Raw genomic sequence first — 18,408 nt, 5'->3', positions numbered from 1 at the left:
TTACTTATGAGAAAGAATATTTTAATTGGAATCTGCGTTGTCCTAGTTGCTGGATTTGTGGCAGTTGGATTGATAGCCTATAAGGCCGTAAATGGAGGTATTTGGATAGGTGACTATAAATGCATGTTCGTTCCATCAGAAAAGAAGGTTCACTTAAGGGAATATCGTGGGAATTCTCAGGAAATAACAATTCCAACAGAAATACTTGGATTTAGAGTCAAAGCAGTATCAGATATTTACGATACAGCAACCATTGAAAAAATCATTATACCAAAAGAAATTGAGTACATTGATATTACTGGAAATGAAAACCTAAAAGAGGTGGTATTTGAAGAAGGTACTACAAAGGTAAATGGCTTTATTACAGAATGTGAGAATATTTCTAATATTACTTTTCCAGATAGTCTCGAAAATATGTCCTGTGCCTTTTTTGGAGCAAAGGCTTTGGAAGATGTAACTATACCACAGGGAGTAACTTACATTACATTTAACGCATTTCCAGATACAGCCTTTGAGAAAAATCATTCGTCTGACCAGTATTATGTTGTGGGGGATGGAGTCTTACTATTCTATAATGGTCAGCCTGATGAAATTGTTATACCAGAGGGAGTAAAACAGTTCACTTGGAGTATCTACCCAGGAGTAAGTGCGGATGTAAAACGAATATATATTTCAGACACTGTGGAATGTGCAGATTTAGTTATACGAAAGGATACAGAAGTATTATTTGGAACGAATGAGGTTGACGGATTAGACCCTGAATATATTGAAGGAACATTAGTAGCACCCGAGGGCTCATATATAGAGCAATTCTGCAAGGAAAACGGTGTTGATTTTAGGGTAATGACAGAAGATGAGGAAGCTGATCTTCAACAGAAGACAGAGTCGGCTGACGGGATAGTATACCAGGAATAGTATACATGACATGTGATTACGGTCTGAAAGGACCCAATTCAGTGTTTGTATGAATTGTAAGGCTACGGAGAATGGTATGAAAAAAGTATATTTGCTAGTAGTGGTTTTGTTTTTAGGAATCTTTATAGCAAAAATGATAAGTACATCAGTAATTTCAGAAGTAAATAAAGAGGATAATAATTCGGATGTTACTAATATTGATAAATATTTAGGAAACGATACAGATTGCACAATTGAAGAATATAGGCAGTTTAATAATGATCTGTACAGATACTATAAGGGTGTTTCTGTACATGGGTATGTAGCTGAAATAAAAGATGAGCATAATATTACAGTTGGAGATGAAAAAGGTGATTATGTAATAAATGTCTATACGACAAAAAGCATAGAATCTTTGGATGTAGGCCAGGAAGTATTTGTGCAAGGAGATATGAGCTGCACGAAAGATGAAGACCAAAACTACTGCTATGGACTTGAACTTTATGATAGCACTAGTAAGAATTTATCTGCACGTGATGAGAATGCAGAATACATCGACGTTAATGCCTTTTATGAAAAGTGTGAGTTGCTTTATAAAAATACTAGTTTTTCAATAAGCGCATATTTAATAAAAGAAAATATATACGGTGGTTCGACATATTATTTAGTTGAAGAGAATAATCACAATGATAATGTAAACAGAATCAGGGTTATGTTTACAGATGATTCAGATATTGACCAATATGTTGATACAAAAGTACAAATTGAGGCGAGCTATTGGGACCCATTAGATTACATAACGTTATCTAATGCAAAAGTTTGTAGATGAAATTGTTTCTTTGGAGTTTAAATCAATGATAGAGCAAATGAAAAAAGAATCTTTAATAACTATTATTTTAACAATATTGATAGGAGTATCACTTATAGCGATATACTGGCATACAAAGATAGCTCAAGAAACAAAAGACCAAGATGAACTTGAAGTTTTATACAAATACCAGAATAAAGCATTTCATTTGAGTAATGATGCAGAGTCATATTATTTTCATGGTGTAGATGATTTAAAATTGCAAGAAGTTGTTGTAGATTTAGAGGCTTTTAATGAATCTCAATCTGATTACGTTGTTACTGTAGATGAAGTGGTTGAATATCTAGGAAATGAATTTGCTGAAGATGGACAGCCTTTAATTCTTTCATGTCCTGAGAATATAGAAAAATATGTTTCTTGGTTTTGGCATGGTGGCAGCGACATTGTTATGGAATATGGCGACCAATTCAACGAATATCTAATGGATAATGGATATCCTCATGTATATCGCAGGATGGATTACCAAGATGTAGTTGATGCACTAGAAGAGTGGAAATCTGTCAAAGAATAATAATCAATAAAAATAAGAAGAAGTGAGCGCTATTACAGAAGAATTTACAATTGATGAAATCGATAAGATGATCCAGTAGATTCCATAGCGTTATCTAATGCAAAAGTTTGTAGATGAAATTGTTTCTTTGGAGTTTGAATCAATGATAGAGCTGTATTACTACGGAGGGAACAAAGAGAGTAGATGAATAAGAATAAGATAGTACTAATTATATGTTCAATAATTATTGTTTTGGTGGGACTGCTCATATATATATTTCCCTATCTAGATGGTGAGAGTGATAATACTGAGAAAATCCAAGAATATTTTGAAGAACCAAAAGAAAAGTCGGATGAAGATAAATATGAAAAGGCAGAAAACGAAGGTGAAATTAAGTACATAGATTTATCAGATTCCTATAATTTAAATGATGATTCATCATTACAAAAAGGTATGGGTACACTGGTACATGATGAAACAGAACAGGAAGTTTTCTTAACATACTTTTTTCCTGAATCTGATAATCAGGAAGTAATTGAGGAATCTAGGGTAAAAGTATATCTTGGAACAAATGATAATGAATATGAAGTAGTTTTTTTATTCAAGGTAGGAGAAGCGGATTTTCCGAAATATGCATACGGATTGACTATTCTTCCTGCGAAGCTATAGAAGAGGCTCAGTTTGATGCATCCAAAGAAGGTGATTCAGTGTTTGATTCAATTAGCTCCTTAGATGGTTCAGAATATGAAAAATTAGATTTGATAAAACCCCTATTAGATTATCAAGATAAAACATATTCAAAAGATGAGAATGATGAGATTGTAAAAGTAGAATACACTATGGATGCAGAAAAATATGGCACGTATAATTCTTCAGGTGAACTATTTTATGATAATAGTGGTAGACCATTGTATAAGGAATACTACGTAACAAGCGGTACTAGATATACATACTATTTATATAACGAAGATGACAAGTTAGTACAGATATTTGACTTTGGCGGCATGGCATATACAGGGTTAGAAGATAACCCCAATATCGAAATTGGTATAGATTTTCAGACATATATTTTTGAGAGATAGAATCATAAAGAGGTAGTGATTATGAAAAATAGAATCCAGCCTATAATTCAAAGTATGGAATCAGGATTAAAGAAACTTAGATGACTACAAGGGAAAACGATGAAGAAAAGAAAACTAATGTTGATAAGTTGCATAATTTCCTTGACCATTTGTGGATGTGCGGCAGAAGAAAAAAATGAAACAAATATGGTAGAGAGTGAGCAAAATACTGTTCAGGAAGAAGAATCTCACGTTGAACAGGAAGTGCCAGAAGATACAGAGGATACAGACGATAATTTGACAGGTTCTTATAAAGATTATTTTTTTAATGAAGAAAATAATGAGTACACATATAACGTTACAGAATTCTTGTATGAGGATGTATCCGATGTGTCGGTTGTAGTAAAAGAGCTAGATTCATATGAAGATGGTAACGTATACTCGGTAAACATAAACTATGATGATTGTCCTGGCAGATACTATTGGGAAACTAGCGATAGATTTAATCTCGGAACCTTCTATGTAACAGATGAGGCTATCTATGTATTGTTTGATAGAACAGACATACCAACTGTGGATGAATTTGTGGAAAGTGGCAACATAATCTGTTCAGCAGATATCGAGCAAAATATTGATGGACAGAAAGTGACGATAACAAATGATGGTGATACATGTAGGTGCTTATTAAGTAATACATTAACCGAAAGTGGATTTTATTCTGAGTATGAATGGACCAAGGGAAAGGGATTGACATATTTCAGATCAGGATATGGAGCCGAAGGCGACCCGATTGAGATTCATTTACAGAATGACTAGGATAGCAAGGAAAAATCGGGTCCTTTTTAGGCGAGATTGCAGATGTTATTGTGAGATTGGAATCAACAGGAAAATATAAAAGAGAGATAATGAATGAAAAAATTAGATGAAAAGTTTAAAGAAATAGATGGAGACGTAATTACTTTTGACAACAGGGAATTTCTTATTAAACAACCTGATTTAGAGATTTATGTTAAGCGTACTCAGGAAGGAATAGAACTAGATAGATATGTAGTCAAAGTTGAGCCATCGGAATCATACAAAATTGAAAACAATGAGGCCACAGTAATAGTCAGCAAGGTTGATGAAGACGCCTTGGATGTGACTTTACGTGACACCTGCATCATACAAAAAAATAAAAAAGACATTCAATTTAAAGAATGCATAGGCGTGACTTGTGACACCAATTTTGACTTAATGGATACTACATCTCTTTTTCAAAAGAACGAAAAAATCAAGTACGACAAAATAGTAGATCATTTTATATCAAAAGAAAACTTAGCTGCGCATTACGATAAGTGTATCGAAATCTGCAGCGTGTTAAATGAAGATATTAAATAGCTACATTCCTCTTTGAATCTGCAGTGTCATCATTAAAATAATCAGCCTTTGAGGCGCCGAAGCAGTTGACAATAATGTTGTTAGGCATGGTGAGGATGTACTGATTGTAAAGGTTTACATTTGAGTTATATAAACGTTTTGAAGCAGCATAGTGTTCATTCTGGTCTTCCAGCTGAGTCTGAAGCTTGAGAACAATTTCATTTGATTTCAGCTCAGGATAACTCTCAACAATTCCCCAGATTGCCTTGCTGGCATTATTCTGAAGCTTACCTTGCTGACCCAATTCAGAAATCGACATACCAGATCTGATTTGAGACAGTTGGGTAAATACAGCATTCTCATGGTCCATGTATTGCTTTGCAATCTTGTAGCTGTTCATAATCACGTCGTAGCGCTTTACCATGTATACTTCAACATCTGCTTTGGCCTCATCGAGAGCCTGCTGTTTTACGATGATTGAGTTGTATACACTTACAATCCAACCTACAAATACTAATACAGCTACAATAATTATTCCTACAATTCCTACTAAATTCATTTTTATTAATCTCCTTTGTTGTTAATATAAAAGCTCTGACTGATTGGTCGTGGCTTCCTATAATCCTAATTATTCGAATGCGAAATGGTGTATTTAATAGTCAGTATCGCATCATACATATCAAGAAATTGCTTACGGGTATTTATTAGATACTCCTCAGTCATATCACTTGTACAATCTGGAACGTGGATAAATCGATCCAATCCCTTCAAAGATATAAAAATATAGCGTGGAGTAATAGCAAGGGCATATTCTCCAAACATCTCACGCATTTCAATTAGCTTTTCGATTACACAAGAATTCAAAACATAAAATCCCGAGTGAGCATCGCTTGCATATATTTCAAAATTATCATCCAATTTAAAAATTCCAGTATCGATTTTCGTAGGGGTTACATCACACTGTTTAGGAACAAAGGTTGATTCGTAGCTGCCAATAATTGGATTTGAACATAAGATACGAACAACCCCATCAACTTTTAAATCATGCTTAAATACAATCTGTGTGCCTTCGTAAACAATGTGCTTATGTTTACCGCCAGTTTTACAAAATAGTGAAAATGACTCTACTTCATTTTTATCGTTGGATTTAAAATAATTTGTCACTCTAGGATAGGCAGCAGTTTTTACCAAATCTAATGCTACAAAATCTCCTAAGATGGAATCAGATTGATATGCCTCAAAGGTGGCACGTGGTAAATAGTTCTTTAGTATCGGTGTTATCACTTCATTTGCGAATCTTGCTCTGCCCTTTTTTATAAATTCATTTCCCAGATAGTATATTCCCAAACAAATCATGGGAATGAAAATGTATATACAAACATACATCGATGATTCTTCAACGGTCTCAGCTTCGGTTATGTAGCATAAACATAACATAAATAATATAAATGAAATTATAAAACCTATAGCCATCAATGAACCTACAAAGGTAATATATTTGTGTATTTTAGTACATTTGTCTTTCATAGTAAATTCCTTCCAGTAATGGTATTTGCGATATAAATACCCAAGTTGCTGAGTAGTATTATAATACTTTAGTATCGTGGCTGCAAGAAGAATATAACAGAAATTCACTCTTGTCCAACATCCCCATTTTATAGATAATGTAGTTAAATATTTTTATATAATTGGGATAATGATTATGAAATACGATGCATTCATTAGCTACAGGCATTTGGAGCGGGATATGTATGTGGCTAAGAAAGTACATAAGGGCTTGGAGACTGTCAGGATTCCTAGAAAATTGCAAAAGGAGCTTGGCAGAAAGAAAATAAATAGAGTATTTAGAGACCAGGAGGAGCTTCCTGTTGTTGGCGATTTAGGCATCAACATTGAGGCTGCTCTTTTAGTGTCAGATTTCCTTGTTGTAATTTGTTCTCCAGAGACCAAGGAGAGCAAATGGGTAATGAAGGAAATCGACACCTTCATCAAAATTCACGGTAGGAAAAAGATTCTGCCAGTGCTGGTGGATGGAGAACCGGAGGAATCCTTTCCACCACAGCTATTAACTGACGAGGAAGGTCGCAAGGTAGAGCCACTTGCAGCAGATGTCCGCGGCGCCACAAAAAAAGAAGTAGATAAAAAGCTCAAGGTAGAAATTTTGCGTGTTGCTGCCGCCATCATAGGCGTTGAGTTTGATGACCTGAGACAACGCCAGCGCGAGCGCCAGATAAAGCGAAACATGTCTATTGTTCTTGGAGTTGCAGCAGTCAGCTTAGCATTTGCAACATTTTCTGCTTACAATTTTGCACGTATAAATGAGGAATATCAGCAAAAGCTTATTAACGAATCTAAGGTTTTGGCCGCCAAGTCTCAGGATGTTTTCGAGACAGGTGACACTAAAACCGCAGCATTGATTGCAATGGAGGGAATGCCAAAGGACGGAGAGCGCCCATTGGTTCCTGAGTCCTTGTACGCTCTTTCCATGGCACTTGGTGTTTACGATAAATCCACAATGCTTGCCAACGATACCTTGATTCATACCGATTATGCGGTAGAAAAAATTTGCACCACAAGCGAGTCAGATATCATTGCCATTTTGGATGCCAATGGAAATGTTTACGTGTGGAATCTAAACAGGGGTAAGATGCTCTATGAGATTCAGGCTGAAATAAATAACGGCATTAAAACAGAAGTCCTTGATATTTGCTTAACTGATGATGCCTCTACCGTTTGTGTAATATACGATGATGCAGTCAGAGGCTATGACAATAGCGGTGAAATGGTATATGAATATCAGCCTGAACAATATTTGCTTGGAGCAGCTGTATCAGAATACAAAAACTGCGTAGTCTTGGAATATGCTCAAAATGGAGAAGACTATTATCCAGATACTATAGCCATTCTCAATCCAGTAGATGGAACTGAGCAGGCAATATATCATAGTGAGACAGAAGCACCTTACTCGGATGTAGTCACATTTGATACAACAGGTTCCGTAATTGCGGTAGGGCACTTGGTTGCCTCTGACGTTGACAATTACGTATCTGTTTATTGCCCACTTGAAGAGAGCAACTACAGAAAGCTTCCTGTTGAAAAAGAAGCCACTATTTCTATGGGTTTTGCCTTTACAGATAGCTATGGATTAATGGTTACATCAGCTTCTCAAGACGAAGATATAAACGGTGATGTTATTTCAGCAACAGTACAGTACTTCAACCTGGTGGACGGCGCCGCCCAGTGGTCAACTAAGCTGGACTATTACGTCACAGACTACATAGATGGTAGCTACCAGATAGAGCCATTTGATGATGGCAGCTCTGAGACATTTACATTATCAGCTATTTCAGCGGGGCGCAAAATTTATATCGTTGATAATAGGACTGGAGAATTATTAGATCAGGTTAATTCAGATTCATATATCAGCCAGATTCTCACAGGCGGAGAGAATCTTGTATTGATGACCCTATCAGGCAATTTCCGTACCTACACCTATTCCCAGGGGCTGACCAATCCATTTTATGAGCAGACTATTGCAAATGAAGTGACAAGGTTTGGATTTACCGAGACTCGACTTGCAGTCTGTGGAGATTCCGACTCAGAGGTGAGAGTGTACTACAGTGACGACATGCAGCGTTATGACAAATGCATCACTATCGATGGCCATAGCAAGGACGGTGTGTGCAGCCCTGATGGAGAATACTACATGATTGCCTCTAGCCCAGAGGAAGATTCAGAGGAAATTCTTTACACGATATACGATACAAATAGTTATAATGAGGTTGGCACTTTTACCACTCAAACCACATTTTTCACTGGAATTCAGTTTATTGATAATGACACTTTATTCGTCCCAACTGTAGACTATAAATTTGTTTTCTATTCTGTTGAGAAACAAAAGAAGGACGTGATGGAGATTGACGTTCACGGTGCAGAGGAAGTTGGTGAGTCAATTTCAGAAAACAAAAAGTATGTTGCAGTTTTCAGCTATGATTTTGTTGATGTATACGACTTAGAGACTAGGGAGCTTTGCCACCATAAGGAGCTTTCAACGGACATTGCTCTATGCAGTGTTTCATCTACGGGAGACATGGTTTACACAGTTGACGAGCACGGGACAATCCGAATAGAAAATCTTGCTGATGATACAGAACAAACCATAGATTTGGACTATGAGATTATTTCCTTTGAGGTTAGCCCTGATGATAAATACATGGCTCTTAACTGTGATGATAATACACTTAGAATTATCAATATTGATACAGAAAAAGAGGAAACCAGCTTTGATTACATAGCGGACGTAGATGGCTATATGAGCTTTTCCGACGACGGGAAATATATCTACACCCAGTCATCCAACAATTACTTCCGTATTTACGATATAGAAGATGAGCAAATGGTTCTTGTGTCAGATGCCATTACTTCAAAAATCCGACGTACAGATTATGACGAGGCAACAGGAGTACTTGCTGTTACAACTACTAGGGACATGTATTTGATTGATGAAAATGCAGTAGGACTGTTGGCTTACATTGACAGCGGTAGAATTTTCGTGCCTGAAAAGGGATTGATAATCAGCGGTACTGGCTCAGAGATTTTGATTTTCCATTACAAGGATGCAGAGGAGCTGCTAGAAGAAGCCCACAGACGCTATGGTGACCAGGAGCTTGGGGACGAGCAAAAGCTACTTTATGGTATCGGCGTTGAATAAGTAACATTTTTTTACTATTTTTTTCACATAGTTAGCACAAATTTGATGATTCCTTAGACTAATATTAGGATTAAGGAGTCATCAAATTTTTTAATTTGTGGAATATTGGAAATATATATCTGCAATAGGAGGTAAAGAGATTATGGGAAAGAAGCAAAACAGCCAAAAGAAGAGTACTATTAGTTTAAAGGATAGTATTAAGACAAAGCTTATTGTAGCTATGCTTTTAGTTGCAGCAATACCACTTGTTATAGCAGTGTCAATAAGCTATTACACATCCACTACAAAAGCAGTTGCAGATGCGGTAGACAGCTTGGAGTGGCAGGCATGGTATGTAGAAGCAGCAATAGGAGCTGTTTTTACCAATAATGAGGCTTCTATTACGTCTTTTGCTGAGTCTCCAACAGTAATCGCTTATATGAAGGGCGAGGAAGTAGATTTAAATGAATTAAAGGCGCAGATGCAGTCCATCGATGAATATTTGGATGATGGGAATGTGCTTGTACTTACTGGTGCCGATGGTATGATGAAAATAAGAGATGATGATGGAGCGTTAGTGGATATAAGCGAACGCGAGTATTTCCAAGAGGCAATGAGCGGGCAGTTTTCTATTTCAAATGTTATTGAAAGCTCATCTACAGGTATTAGAAGTATTTCTATGGCTGCACCTGTTTTTGATCCTGAAACCAATAAAGTTATAGGAACTGTTCATAGAAATTATAACGTTAACGATTTTCATTTGATTTTAGAGGCAGAATGTGACGAGGGCTTCCTTGTAGACAGAAATGGTGACATGGTTGCTCATTCTCAGTACGAGATTAACGCAGGGGATGAGGTTGCAAATTTTAGCGCATCACCTTACATGAATAGTGATGATATAGAGGGATCATATCAATCAACAGCTGCAGGATATCCAACGTATCTTTCCTATGCAAAGAATACGGTATCGGGATTTACCATTTGTGTGGCAAAAAAAGAAGAATTAATTATGTCGGACGCTAGAAAATCTGCGTTCATTGTAATTGGCATCGGTGTTGTATTACTTATTATTGTTGCAATCATTTCGGTACTTCTGGCAAACAGTTTTGCAAATCCTATTCATGCAGTAAATGATTCTCTAGCTGAATTGGCTGATGGCGGATTTAAAAAGATAGAAGGCTATACAAAACGAAAAGATGAAGTTGGTGAGATAGTACGAAGTTCAAATTCTGTTATTGAGAAGCTGGATGAGATTGTTGGACATATTAAGACATCGGCGATTACGGTTGGAGATTCTTCGGAGGAGCTATCGGATACGGCTTCACAAATTGCCGCTACAACAGAAGGTGTGTCTAGTGCTGTCCAAGAAATCGCTACTGGTGCAGCTCAGCAGGCAGACGAAATCCAGCAGGCTGCAGAAAACGTTGGTCGAATCACAGATGCAGTTGGTAGTGTTCAAAGCTCAACAGACGACATGGAAGAGTTGGCTGCGAAAATGAAAGAAGCATCTGAGGCATCAAGCAAGTCTCTGTCAAATCTTCAGGATTCATCTAGCGAGATGACGGCCAAGATTGAGGAAATAGCTAGAACAATTGGCGCTACACAAAAGGCAGTATCAGATATTAACGAAAGAGTTGAAGGCATTTCAGGAATCGCTGCCCAGACCAATTTACTTTCTCTTAATGCTTCTATTGAGGCGGCAAGAGCAGGTGAGGCTGGTAAGGGATTTGCTGTAGTTGCCGAGGAAATCAGAAAGCTTGCAGATGATTCAGAGAATATGGCTCAGGAAATCAGACAGGTTATGGATGTTCTCCTACAGGAGGCAGAGGAAGCCGTTGCAGCAGCTGGACTTGTAAAGCAAGGCAACATCGAGCAGCAAGAGGCATTAGGTGAGACCCTTAGCTCTGTAAATGGAATGCTTTCCGATATCGAGGAGACAGTTCTTGGGGTTAAACGTATATCCATCGGTGCAACTACTTGTGTCAAGTCCAACGACGTGGTATCAGATGCAATGTCTTCACTTTCTGCAATTTCAGAAGAGAATGCAGCATCATCAGAAACAACTGGTGCATCAGTGCAGGAGTTATCAGCTACTGTAACGAGTCTTGCGGATTCTGCAAGCAATTTAAGAGATGTTGCTGAGAGATTGAATCACGAAATGGAATTCTTTAAATAAACTGCAGAGCTGTTTTATGGTAGGTGGACACTGTGATATACAAAGCTTATAGAATAATAGGGTGTCCACCTACAGAAAACAGCTTTGCAAAATTGTACAGGCTTAGAAATGCACTTAAAAAGTAGGGTGCTATTTTTTTACCTCAAAATTATGTAATCAAAGAAAGATGAGTAAAGATATGATTAAGGCATAACCATCCTTAGGGTGGCACGGATGCTCTTTGCAAAGTGTCCTTTTACTGAAAAACACTTTGTAAAAAAGTTCATTCTTGAAAAGACGCTTACCCATGCTATCTATTTTAATTTGAGTGCATTAGGATTATAATTATTCGTAAATACGTTAATGGTATTTCTGTAGGGAGAATGCATATGAAAAGGGAATATGATGATATAGAAAAACTTAGGTCTCAGAGAAGACATAAAAGAAGAAAAAAGCAAATTATCAAGAGACGAATAATCCTTGGCAGTATGATGGTAGCCGTAATTGTCATATTGGTTGGAGGACTTATTTTGGTGAAAAAATTAGTCTCACCAAAGAGTGACGAAACGAAAGCTGCAGAGGAAACCACAACAGATGAGTCTATAGAGGATACAGCGGACGAGGATGCCACTATAGAAGTTGTCGTAGATGACGAGGACAGTCAGACAGATCCACAGATTACTGTGACAGTTGAATCGGGAGAGGCTCTCGAGGTTTCTGACTTGGTAGCCAGTGGCGCAGGAGAGAATTCTTCTGTTACCTACGGAATCGACGTTTCAAGATTTCAGGGCACTATAGACTGGGCTCAGGTTGCCAGCTCTGGAATTGATTTTGCAATGATTCGTGTGGGATACAGAGATTCTAGCACAGGAGAAATCAAAGAAGATTCAAATGCAAAATACAACATGCAGGAAGCTGAGAAAAACGGCATAAAAGTTGGGGCTTACTTTTTCTCAACAGCGATTACAACCGATGAAGCAGTCGCTGAGGCTGATTGGGTTGCAGACATTATTTCTCAGTATTCCATCACATATCCAGTGGGATTTAATTGCGAGGGCTTTGAGAATAGCACCAGCAGACAGTATGGATTGTCTGTAGATGAAAGAAGTAACATCGCCATAGCCTTTTTAAATGAAGTCAGCGCAAAGGGCTATACTCCTATGTTTTATGCATCAAAAAATGAATTGGCAGGTGATGCAAAATGGAAAACAAGCACCCTGGAGCAAAGCTATAAAATCTGGATGGCATGGTACAATCAGGACACTAGCAACATTGCAAATGGTCCAGCCTACGATGGAAAGTGCGCCATGTGGCAATACACTAACCAGGGCACAGTAGCTGGTATTAGACAAAAGGTAGATGTGGACGTTGCCTACTTTGGATACGATGGAACCGCCACAGCTCAGGATACCTCGGAGAGAGAAGATGCAACTGCTGATATTGAGGTACTTATGAATTTCACCGAGGTGAATGAGACAGTAACTGCCAAGAGCCAGACTAACCTTAGAGACATACCTAGCCAGGGAGCAGACAGCACAGTAATGGTCACCCTAATGAATGGACAGACTGCTACACGCACCGGTGTCAGCACAAGCGGCTGGTCTCGCGTTGTTTACAATGGAGCAACGTATTATGCAGTGTCCAGCTATTTGACCACAGACATAAGTGCGCCAGCCCAGACAACTGAAAGCACTACACAAACTACAGAGACGACAACCTCTGGATTTAGGACTAAGTTTACAGATGTCAGCGATACTGTCACCGCAAAAGAAATGGTAAATCTTCGCTCTAAACCAAGCGTTACAGACGAGGATTCTGTGGTTGTGGCCACACTCTACGCTGGTACAAACATTCCTCGTACAGGCATCAATAACGAATACGGCTGGTCACGAGTAGAATACGAGGGCCAGGTGCTCTATTGTGTTAGTAGTTACCTAAAGGTAGTGGAATAATTTGTAGAATATTTTTGCGTGCATGCATAAGAAATTAGTTGTTGAATCCGATAATTAATGATAGAATGCAATTGCTGTTAAATTATTAACGCTTGCTATGTTTTTAGCAGGAGGAGACCCATAGTGGCTTCTACCAAAAGGAGGAACAATATGCAAAGCAAAAATTCTAAGACCTATGAGCTCGTGCTCACAGCGTTATTCATGGCCATTATTATCGTTATGGCATTCACACCACTCGGATATATTCCACTCGTAGTTATTAATGCAACAACACTTCATATCCCAGTTATTCTTGGTTCATTATTCTTAGGACCAAAGAAGGGCGGATTCCTTGGCGGAGTATTTGGACTTACTAGTTTGTACAAGAGCTCTGTAGCTGGCGGATCATTATCAGCATTCGTATTTTCACCAGTTGCAGCTTTTCAGATGCTTCCACATGATTCTATTGGGGAGACAATCGCAATCGTGCTCAAGAGTACATTCATTCCAGTAGTACCTAGAATCCTCATTGGCGTTGTACCATACTTTGTGTACATCGGAATCAAAAAGGCTATTTCTTCTGAGAAGAAAGCTGTTTATGGTTCAATCATAAACGCAGTGATTTCATTTATCATCGGATTTGGCGTATATGCCTTTTTAAATAAGATGGTTGGTGAAGGAAACGTAGGATTCTCAGCAACAGTAGCAAAGGTAATTGGTGCAGTCCTTGGTGTTGTAGTATTTGCAGCTATCGAGTATTTATTTATGAATAAAAATGCAAAGACACTTGCTTTTGTCACAGCAGGTATTTCAGGCGCTATGACAAATACACTTCTTGTTATGGGAAGCATCTATGTATTCTACAGAATTCCATACGCAGAGGCTGTTGGTGTAGATCCAGATGCACTTATGACAATGATTGCTGGCGTTATCAGCTTTAATGGTGTAATTGAGGCTGTAGTTGGCGCAATTATCGTTTATCTTGTAGGTATTGTTCTTGATAAGATTAAGCCTGCTGGAGTATATTCAGGCAATGAAATGAAAATCAAGGCAGTATCAGCACAGGATACAGATAAACAGATGGCTTTATAAGAAAGCCCTATTAAAGTAAGTGAGAATAAGATGACAGCAATCATTAATTGATATGAAAAATGGTTTCGGAGGTAATTATGTTAAAAGGTAAATGCGTAGTTCTTGGAGTAACAGGCTCTATCGCAGCATATAAAACTGCATCATTGGCGTCAGCACTGGTAAAGCTTGGAGCAGACGTTAATGTAATCATGACAAAAAACGCCACCAATTTTATAAATCCTATTACCTTCGAGACATTAACATCGAATAAGTGTCTTGTTGATACATTTGATAGGAATTTTCAATTTAACGTTGAGCATGTAGCATTGGCAAAGCGTGCAGACATTTTTATGGTGGCACCTGCCAGCGCCAATGTCATTGGCAAGATGGCCCATGGCATCGCAGACGATATGCTCACAACAACTATTCTAGCAGCTAAATGCAAAAAGCTAGTTAGCCCAGCTATGAATACAAATATGTTTACAAATCCTATTGTTCAGGACAATCTTGAAACTTTAAAAAAATATGGCTTTGAAATAATAGAGCCTGCCAGCGGATATTTAGCATGTGGGGATACAGGTGCAGGAAAGATGCCTGAGCCTGAAGTATTGCTTCAATATATCCTTAGGGAGTTGGCACACGAACATGATTTGAATGGAAAAAGGGTGTTAGTCACAGCTGGACCTACTGAGGAAGCTATTGACCCTGTTCGCTACATCACCAATCACAGCACTGGAAAAATGGGTTATGCCATTGCCAAGGCTGCTATGGAGCGAGGCGCGGAGGTTACATTAGTTTCAGGTCCCGTTGCTATAGAGCCACCAATGTTTGTTGAGGTGGTAAATGTTCGTAGCGCTGCAGAAATGGCAGAGGCTGTTAAATCAAGGGCCGGGGAGTGCGATATCATTATAAAGAGCGCAGCAGTAGCTGACTATCGACCAAAGACTGTTGCAGCTGAGAAAATCAAGAAAAAGGACGGGGAGCAATCAAGCATCGAGCTTGAGCGAACAGAGGATATTCTTTCATATCTTGGAGCACACAAAAAGGAAGGTCAGTTCATCTGTGGCTTCTCAATGGAGACAGAGAACATGCTTGAGAATTCCAAATCCAAGCTTGAAAGAAAGAATGTAGACATGATTGTAGCGAATAATCTTCGTACTAAGGGGGCAGGGTTCGGAACGGATACTAATGTAGTAACGTTGATTATGAAGGACGAAAGCTGGGAATTACCTATCATGTCAAAGGATGACGTAGCAAACGCTATATTTGATACAATTTTAGATAAATAAAAGACAATCCCATCAGTGAGCGGCACTGGTGGGATTTTTTGCGTTATGGGATAATCGAAGTCCTTAGTATAATCATGAGCTACGAGGGCATGTTTTGAAGGGAGGTAGTTATAAAAATATTTATATAGTGTAATATAGATTTACTTTGCGAATGTGAATTGATAAAGTTTATTTGATACATAAAAGACAACAATGAGGAGGCAGAATATGTTAGATAACAAAGGCTTTGATTTATGGGCGGATGGATATGATAAGTCGGTTGGATTATCAGAGGAGAGCAATGTCTATCCATTTGCTGGTTATAAAGATGTGCTGGGATATATTTATGAAGTGATTAGGTCGAAGCAGAAAGATGCTACTGATAGAAGTGCAGTTCTTGATATTGGTTTTGGCACAGCGACTCTCACCTCTAAGCTTTATGAGCAGGGGTGCGATGTTTACGGTCAGGATTTCTCTTCGCGTATGATTGAGCTTGCACAAGAGAAGATGCCAGAAGCCAAGCTTTATCAGGGGGATATCACCCAAGGGCTCGTGCCTGAGCTTTGTGAACAGAAATATGATTTCATCGTTGGCACTTATTCTATTCATCATTTGAACGATGAGCAGAAGGTAGTGTTTATAAAGGAGCTTCTTGGCTTGCTAAATGATGGTGGAAAGATTCTATTTGGTGATGTTGCCTTTGAAACACGTGAAATGCTTGAGCAATGCGAAGTTGGCGAAGGTCTGCGCTGGGATGAGGATGAAATCTATTTTGTAGTTGATGAATTGAAGGCACATTTCCCAGGAATTAAGTATGTACCAAAGAGCTACTGCTCTGGGGTAGTGGTAATAGAGAAGTAGGGAGTGAAGTATGGCATAGATTCCTGTTTTTCCTCAGAAAAACTGGAATCCAGTTTTAACCTGCTAGCTACAGCATATCAGCAGCTGACTTGCGTCAAGAGCAAGGCCTTGCGGCGCTTCGCCTCTTGACTCTGCGCCAGCTTACTGATATGGGATAGCCAAGCAGGTTTGAAACTGGGACTGTGGCGGGAGCCACAGGTTCTAGAGGAGGCAGGAGCCTCTGGATGGTGGATTGACACGAAGAACAGAGAGAACAGCACATCTACGTGTCCGCTGGGGTGTCAAATGACACGAAGAAGTGAGAGAAGTGTAAATCTACGTGTCCGCCGGAGCGCCAGATGACACGAAGAACAGAGAGAACAACGCATCTACGTGTCTGCTGGGGCGTCAAATGACACGAAGAACAGAGAGACGAGCGCATTTACGTGTCCACTGGAGCGGTAAATGACACGAAGAACAGAGAGAACAGCGCATATACGTGTCCGCTGGAGCGTCAATTGACACGAAGAACAGAGAGACGAGCGCATTTACGTGTCCGCCGGGGCGCTAAATGACACGAAGAAGTGAGGATGTAGTAAAATTACGTGTCCGTTGTGATGGAGTTTGGCACGAAGAATAGAGGAAGCGGTGAATTTTCGTGTTTGCCAGACTTCAAATTGACACGAAGAAATGAGAAACCAGCGGATTATCGTGCTTGTTAGATTGCAAAATGACACGTAAAATTAAGAAGACATTGAATCTACGTGTTTATTAAACTGAAACCAGACACGAAGGAATGAGGAAGCGGTACATTTGCGTGCCTAGGGAGCGTTAAATCAACACGAGAGATTGAGAAAACAGAGAATCTACGTGTCTGCTGGGACGCCAGATGACACGAAGAATAGAGAAAACAGTGCATTTACGTGTCCACTGGAGCGCCAGATGACACGAAGAATAGAGAGAACAGCGTATTCACGTGTCAGCCGGACCACAAATCGACATGAAGAAATGAAAGAACATTAAATCTTCGTGTCTGCCGTGTATATTTCAGTTAAAATATCACTAGAAAATATAGGTGGATTAATTGATGAAGATATTATTTATAGGCAACAGCCACACATATATGAATGACATGCCGGAGCTCACTAGACAAATGATAGAAAACGCTACAGGCGAGCAAACCCAGGTGTTCATGCTTGCCTATTCAGGGAAATCATTGAAATGGCACATGAAAGAGGAATACTTCTCAGAGAGATTCAACATTCTACATGGTCATTATGACTATTGCGTCATCCAAGAATGCGCCCACCCACTGACAGATTTCGAGGACACTATCAAGTATACTCACGAGATTATCGAACTCTGCAAACAAGTCGGTACAGCTCCTGTAATATTCGAAACCTGGGCTGAAAAGAAGAAACCGGAGAATCAGGCAGAAATGAATCGCAGATACAGAAAAATCGCCACCGACGAGAATGTAAAAATCGCACCAATTGGTGAAATTTGGAGCGCTGTTCAAAAGGAAATCCTAAACGACTCAGAAATTGATTTGTACTATAAGGATGGCACCCATGCATCTCCAATCGGAGATTACCTTGTTGCAATGACCATCACAAAAACAATAACAGACAAACTTCCAAGCGACAGTTTCCTGAAAGCATTCGATTTCACAACGCCTGATAATAACTGGAATCATGTAAAAACAAACATGGACGAAGAGACGATCACAATCTCTGAGCATGTAGCAGCAATGATTAGAGAAAGAATCATAGAGGTTATTTAGA

16 protein-coding genes are annotated in these 18,408 nt (G+C 38.9%); 14 read left to right on the top strand and 2 right to left on the bottom strand.

Going from position 1 to position 18,408, the window contains the following annotated elements; all coding sequences use genetic code 11:
- Positions 1 to 6 precede the first annotated feature (6 nt).
- From E7276_RS04345 to E7276_RS04315, 7 genes are all read left to right on the top strand, one after another.
- A complete protein-coding gene (locus tag E7276_RS04345) occupies positions 7 to 915 on the top strand; it encodes a leucine-rich repeat protein (RefSeq protein ID WP_294214180.1) in 909 nt (302 codons plus the stop codon).
- A gap of 76 nt (positions 916 to 991) precedes the next feature.
- Positions 992 to 1,723 (top strand): hypothetical protein, encoded by a 732-nt coding sequence (locus tag E7276_RS04340; RefSeq protein WP_294214178.1) that lies wholly within the window; start codon positions 992 to 994, stop codon positions 1,721 to 1,723.
- Positions 1,724 to 1,748: 25 nt separating this feature from the next.
- Positions 1,749 to 2,273, top strand: a complete 525-nt coding sequence (locus E7276_RS04335; protein ID WP_294214176.1) for a hypothetical protein — start codon at positions 1,749 to 1,751, stop codon at positions 2,271 to 2,273.
- Between the two features lie 183 nt (positions 2,274 to 2,456).
- Complete coding sequence (locus E7276_RS04330; protein WP_294214172.1) at positions 2,457 to 2,921, top strand: hypothetical protein; 465 nt, start codon at positions 2,457 to 2,459, stop codon at positions 2,919 to 2,921.
- 38 nt (positions 2,922 to 2,959) lie between these two features.
- A complete protein-coding gene (locus tag E7276_RS04325) occupies positions 2,960 to 3,334 on the top strand; it encodes a hypothetical protein (RefSeq protein WP_294214167.1) in 375 nt (124 codons plus the stop codon).
- 99 nt (positions 3,335 to 3,433) lie between these two features.
- Complete coding sequence (locus E7276_RS04320) at positions 3,434 to 4,129, top strand: hypothetical protein (protein ID WP_294214165.1); 696 nt, start codon at positions 3,434 to 3,436, stop codon at positions 4,127 to 4,129.
- A 93-nt stretch (positions 4,130 to 4,222) separates the two neighbouring features.
- Entirely contained in the window at positions 4,223 to 4,690 is a 468-nt protein-coding gene (locus E7276_RS04315) for a hypothetical protein (protein WP_294214162.1), read from the top strand.
- Here E7276_RS04315 and E7276_RS04310 read toward each other — a convergent pair.
- Positions 4,683 to 5,228: a LemA family protein gene (locus tag E7276_RS04310; protein WP_294214160.1), complete on the bottom strand. Its 546-nt coding sequence runs from the start codon at positions 5,226 to 5,228 to the stop codon at positions 4,683 to 4,685. The two genes, E7276_RS04315 and E7276_RS04310, sit on opposite strands and share 8 nt — an antisense overlap.
- Before the next feature lie 65 nt (positions 5,229 to 5,293).
- Positions 5,294 to 6,196, bottom strand: a complete 903-nt coding sequence (locus E7276_RS04305) for a DUF3137 domain-containing protein (RefSeq protein WP_294214158.1) — start codon at positions 6,194 to 6,196, stop codon at positions 5,294 to 5,296.
- Between the two features lie 175 nt (positions 6,197 to 6,371).
- On the opposite strand from E7276_RS04305, the gene E7276_RS04300 reads away from it, so the two are divergent.
- The 7 genes from E7276_RS04300 to E7276_RS04270 all read left to right on the top strand — a co-directional run bounded on the left by E7276_RS04300 (position 6,372) and on the right by E7276_RS04270 (position 18,407).
- On the top strand, positions 6,372 to 9,380 hold the full coding sequence (locus E7276_RS04300) for a toll/interleukin-1 receptor domain-containing protein (RefSeq protein WP_294214156.1): 3,009 nt from the start codon (positions 6,372 to 6,374) through the stop codon (positions 9,378 to 9,380).
- Between the two features lie 142 nt (positions 9,381 to 9,522).
- Positions 9,523 to 11,535: a methyl-accepting chemotaxis protein gene (locus E7276_RS04295; protein WP_294214154.1), complete on the top strand. Its 2,013-nt coding sequence runs from the start codon at positions 9,523 to 9,525 to the stop codon at positions 11,533 to 11,535.
- Between the two features lie 368 nt (positions 11,536 to 11,903).
- The gene (locus E7276_RS04290) at positions 11,904 to 13,466 is read left to right on the top strand and encodes a glycoside hydrolase family 25 protein (protein ID WP_294214152.1); all 1,563 of its coding nucleotides are present in this window, start codon (positions 11,904 to 11,906) and stop codon (positions 13,464 to 13,466) included.
- Positions 13,467 to 13,616: 150 nt separating this feature from the next.
- Positions 13,617 to 14,537 (top strand): ECF transporter S component, encoded by a 921-nt coding sequence (locus tag E7276_RS04285; RefSeq protein ID WP_294214149.1) that lies wholly within the window; start codon positions 13,617 to 13,619, stop codon positions 14,535 to 14,537.
- Between the two features lie 77 nt (positions 14,538 to 14,614).
- Entirely contained in the window at positions 14,615 to 15,805 is a 1,191-nt protein-coding gene (gene coaBC / locus E7276_RS04280; RefSeq protein WP_294214147.1) for a bifunctional phosphopantothenoylcysteine decarboxylase/phosphopantothenate--cysteine ligase CoaBC, read from the top strand.
- A 207-nt stretch (positions 15,806 to 16,012) separates the two neighbouring features.
- The gene (locus E7276_RS04275; RefSeq protein WP_294214145.1) at positions 16,013 to 16,645 is read left to right on the top strand and encodes a class I SAM-dependent methyltransferase; all 633 of its coding nucleotides are present in this window, start codon (positions 16,013 to 16,015) and stop codon (positions 16,643 to 16,645) included.
- Between the two features lie 1,066 nt (positions 16,646 to 17,711).
- Positions 17,712 to 18,407 (top strand): SGNH/GDSL hydrolase family protein, encoded by a 696-nt coding sequence (locus tag E7276_RS04270; protein WP_294214142.1) that lies wholly within the window; start codon positions 17,712 to 17,714, stop codon positions 18,405 to 18,407.
- Position 18,408: the final 1 nt, after the last annotated feature.

Origin of the sequence: Pseudobutyrivibrio sp. (assembly GCF_015057185.1) — a bacterium.
GTDB lineage: Bacteria > Bacillota > Clostridia > Lachnospirales > Lachnospiraceae > Pseudobutyrivibrio.
Note: the sequence above shows the minus strand (reverse complement) of the source record. Positions and strands in the feature narration are given on the sequence as shown.

Bases quoted from the DNA above. Each gene is read 5' to 3' on its own strand.
- E7276_RS04270 (WP_294214142.1), top strand. From the start codon at position 17,712: ATGAAGATATTATTTATAGGCAACAGCCACACATATATGAATGACATG.
- E7276_RS04340 (WP_294214178.1), top strand. From the start codon at position 992: ATGAAAAAAGTATATTTGCTAGTAGTGGTTTTGTTTTTAGGAATCTTT.
- E7276_RS04295 (WP_294214154.1), top strand. From the start codon at position 9,523: ATGGGAAAGAAGCAAAACAGCCAAAAGAAGAGTACTATTAGTTTAAAG.
- E7276_RS04315 (WP_294214162.1), top strand. From the start codon at position 4,223: ATGAAAAAATTAGATGAAAAGTTTAAAGAAATAGATGGAGACGTAATT.
- E7276_RS04330 (WP_294214172.1), top strand. From the start codon at position 2,457: ATGAATAAGAATAAGATAGTACTAATTATATGTTCAATAATTATTGTT.
- E7276_RS04275 (WP_294214145.1), top strand. From the start codon at position 16,013: ATGTTAGATAACAAAGGCTTTGATTTATGGGCGGATGGATATGATAAG.
- E7276_RS04335 (WP_294214176.1), top strand. From the start codon at position 1,749: ATGATAGAGCAAATGAAAAAAGAATCTTTAATAACTATTATTTTAACA.
- E7276_RS04310 (WP_294214160.1), bottom strand. From the start codon at position 5,228: ATGAATTTAGTAGGAATTGTAGGAATAATTATTGTAGCTGTATTAGTA.
- E7276_RS04320 (WP_294214165.1), top strand. From the start codon at position 3,434: ATGAAGAAAAGAAAACTAATGTTGATAAGTTGCATAATTTCCTTGACC.
- E7276_RS04305 (WP_294214158.1), bottom strand. From the start codon at position 6,196: ATGAAAGACAAATGTACTAAAATACACAAATATATTACCTTTGTAGGT.
- E7276_RS04300 (WP_294214156.1), top strand. From the start codon at position 6,372: ATGAAATACGATGCATTCATTAGCTACAGGCATTTGGAGCGGGATATG.
- E7276_RS04345 (WP_294214180.1), top strand. From the start codon at position 7: ATGAGAAAGAATATTTTAATTGGAATCTGCGTTGTCCTAGTTGCTGGA.
- coaBC (WP_294214147.1), top strand. From the start codon at position 14,615: ATGTTAAAAGGTAAATGCGTAGTTCTTGGAGTAACAGGCTCTATCGCA.
- E7276_RS04285 (WP_294214149.1), top strand. From the start codon at position 13,617: ATGCAAAGCAAAAATTCTAAGACCTATGAGCTCGTGCTCACAGCGTTA.
- E7276_RS04290 (WP_294214152.1), top strand. From the start codon at position 11,904: ATGAAAAGGGAATATGATGATATAGAAAAACTTAGGTCTCAGAGAAGA.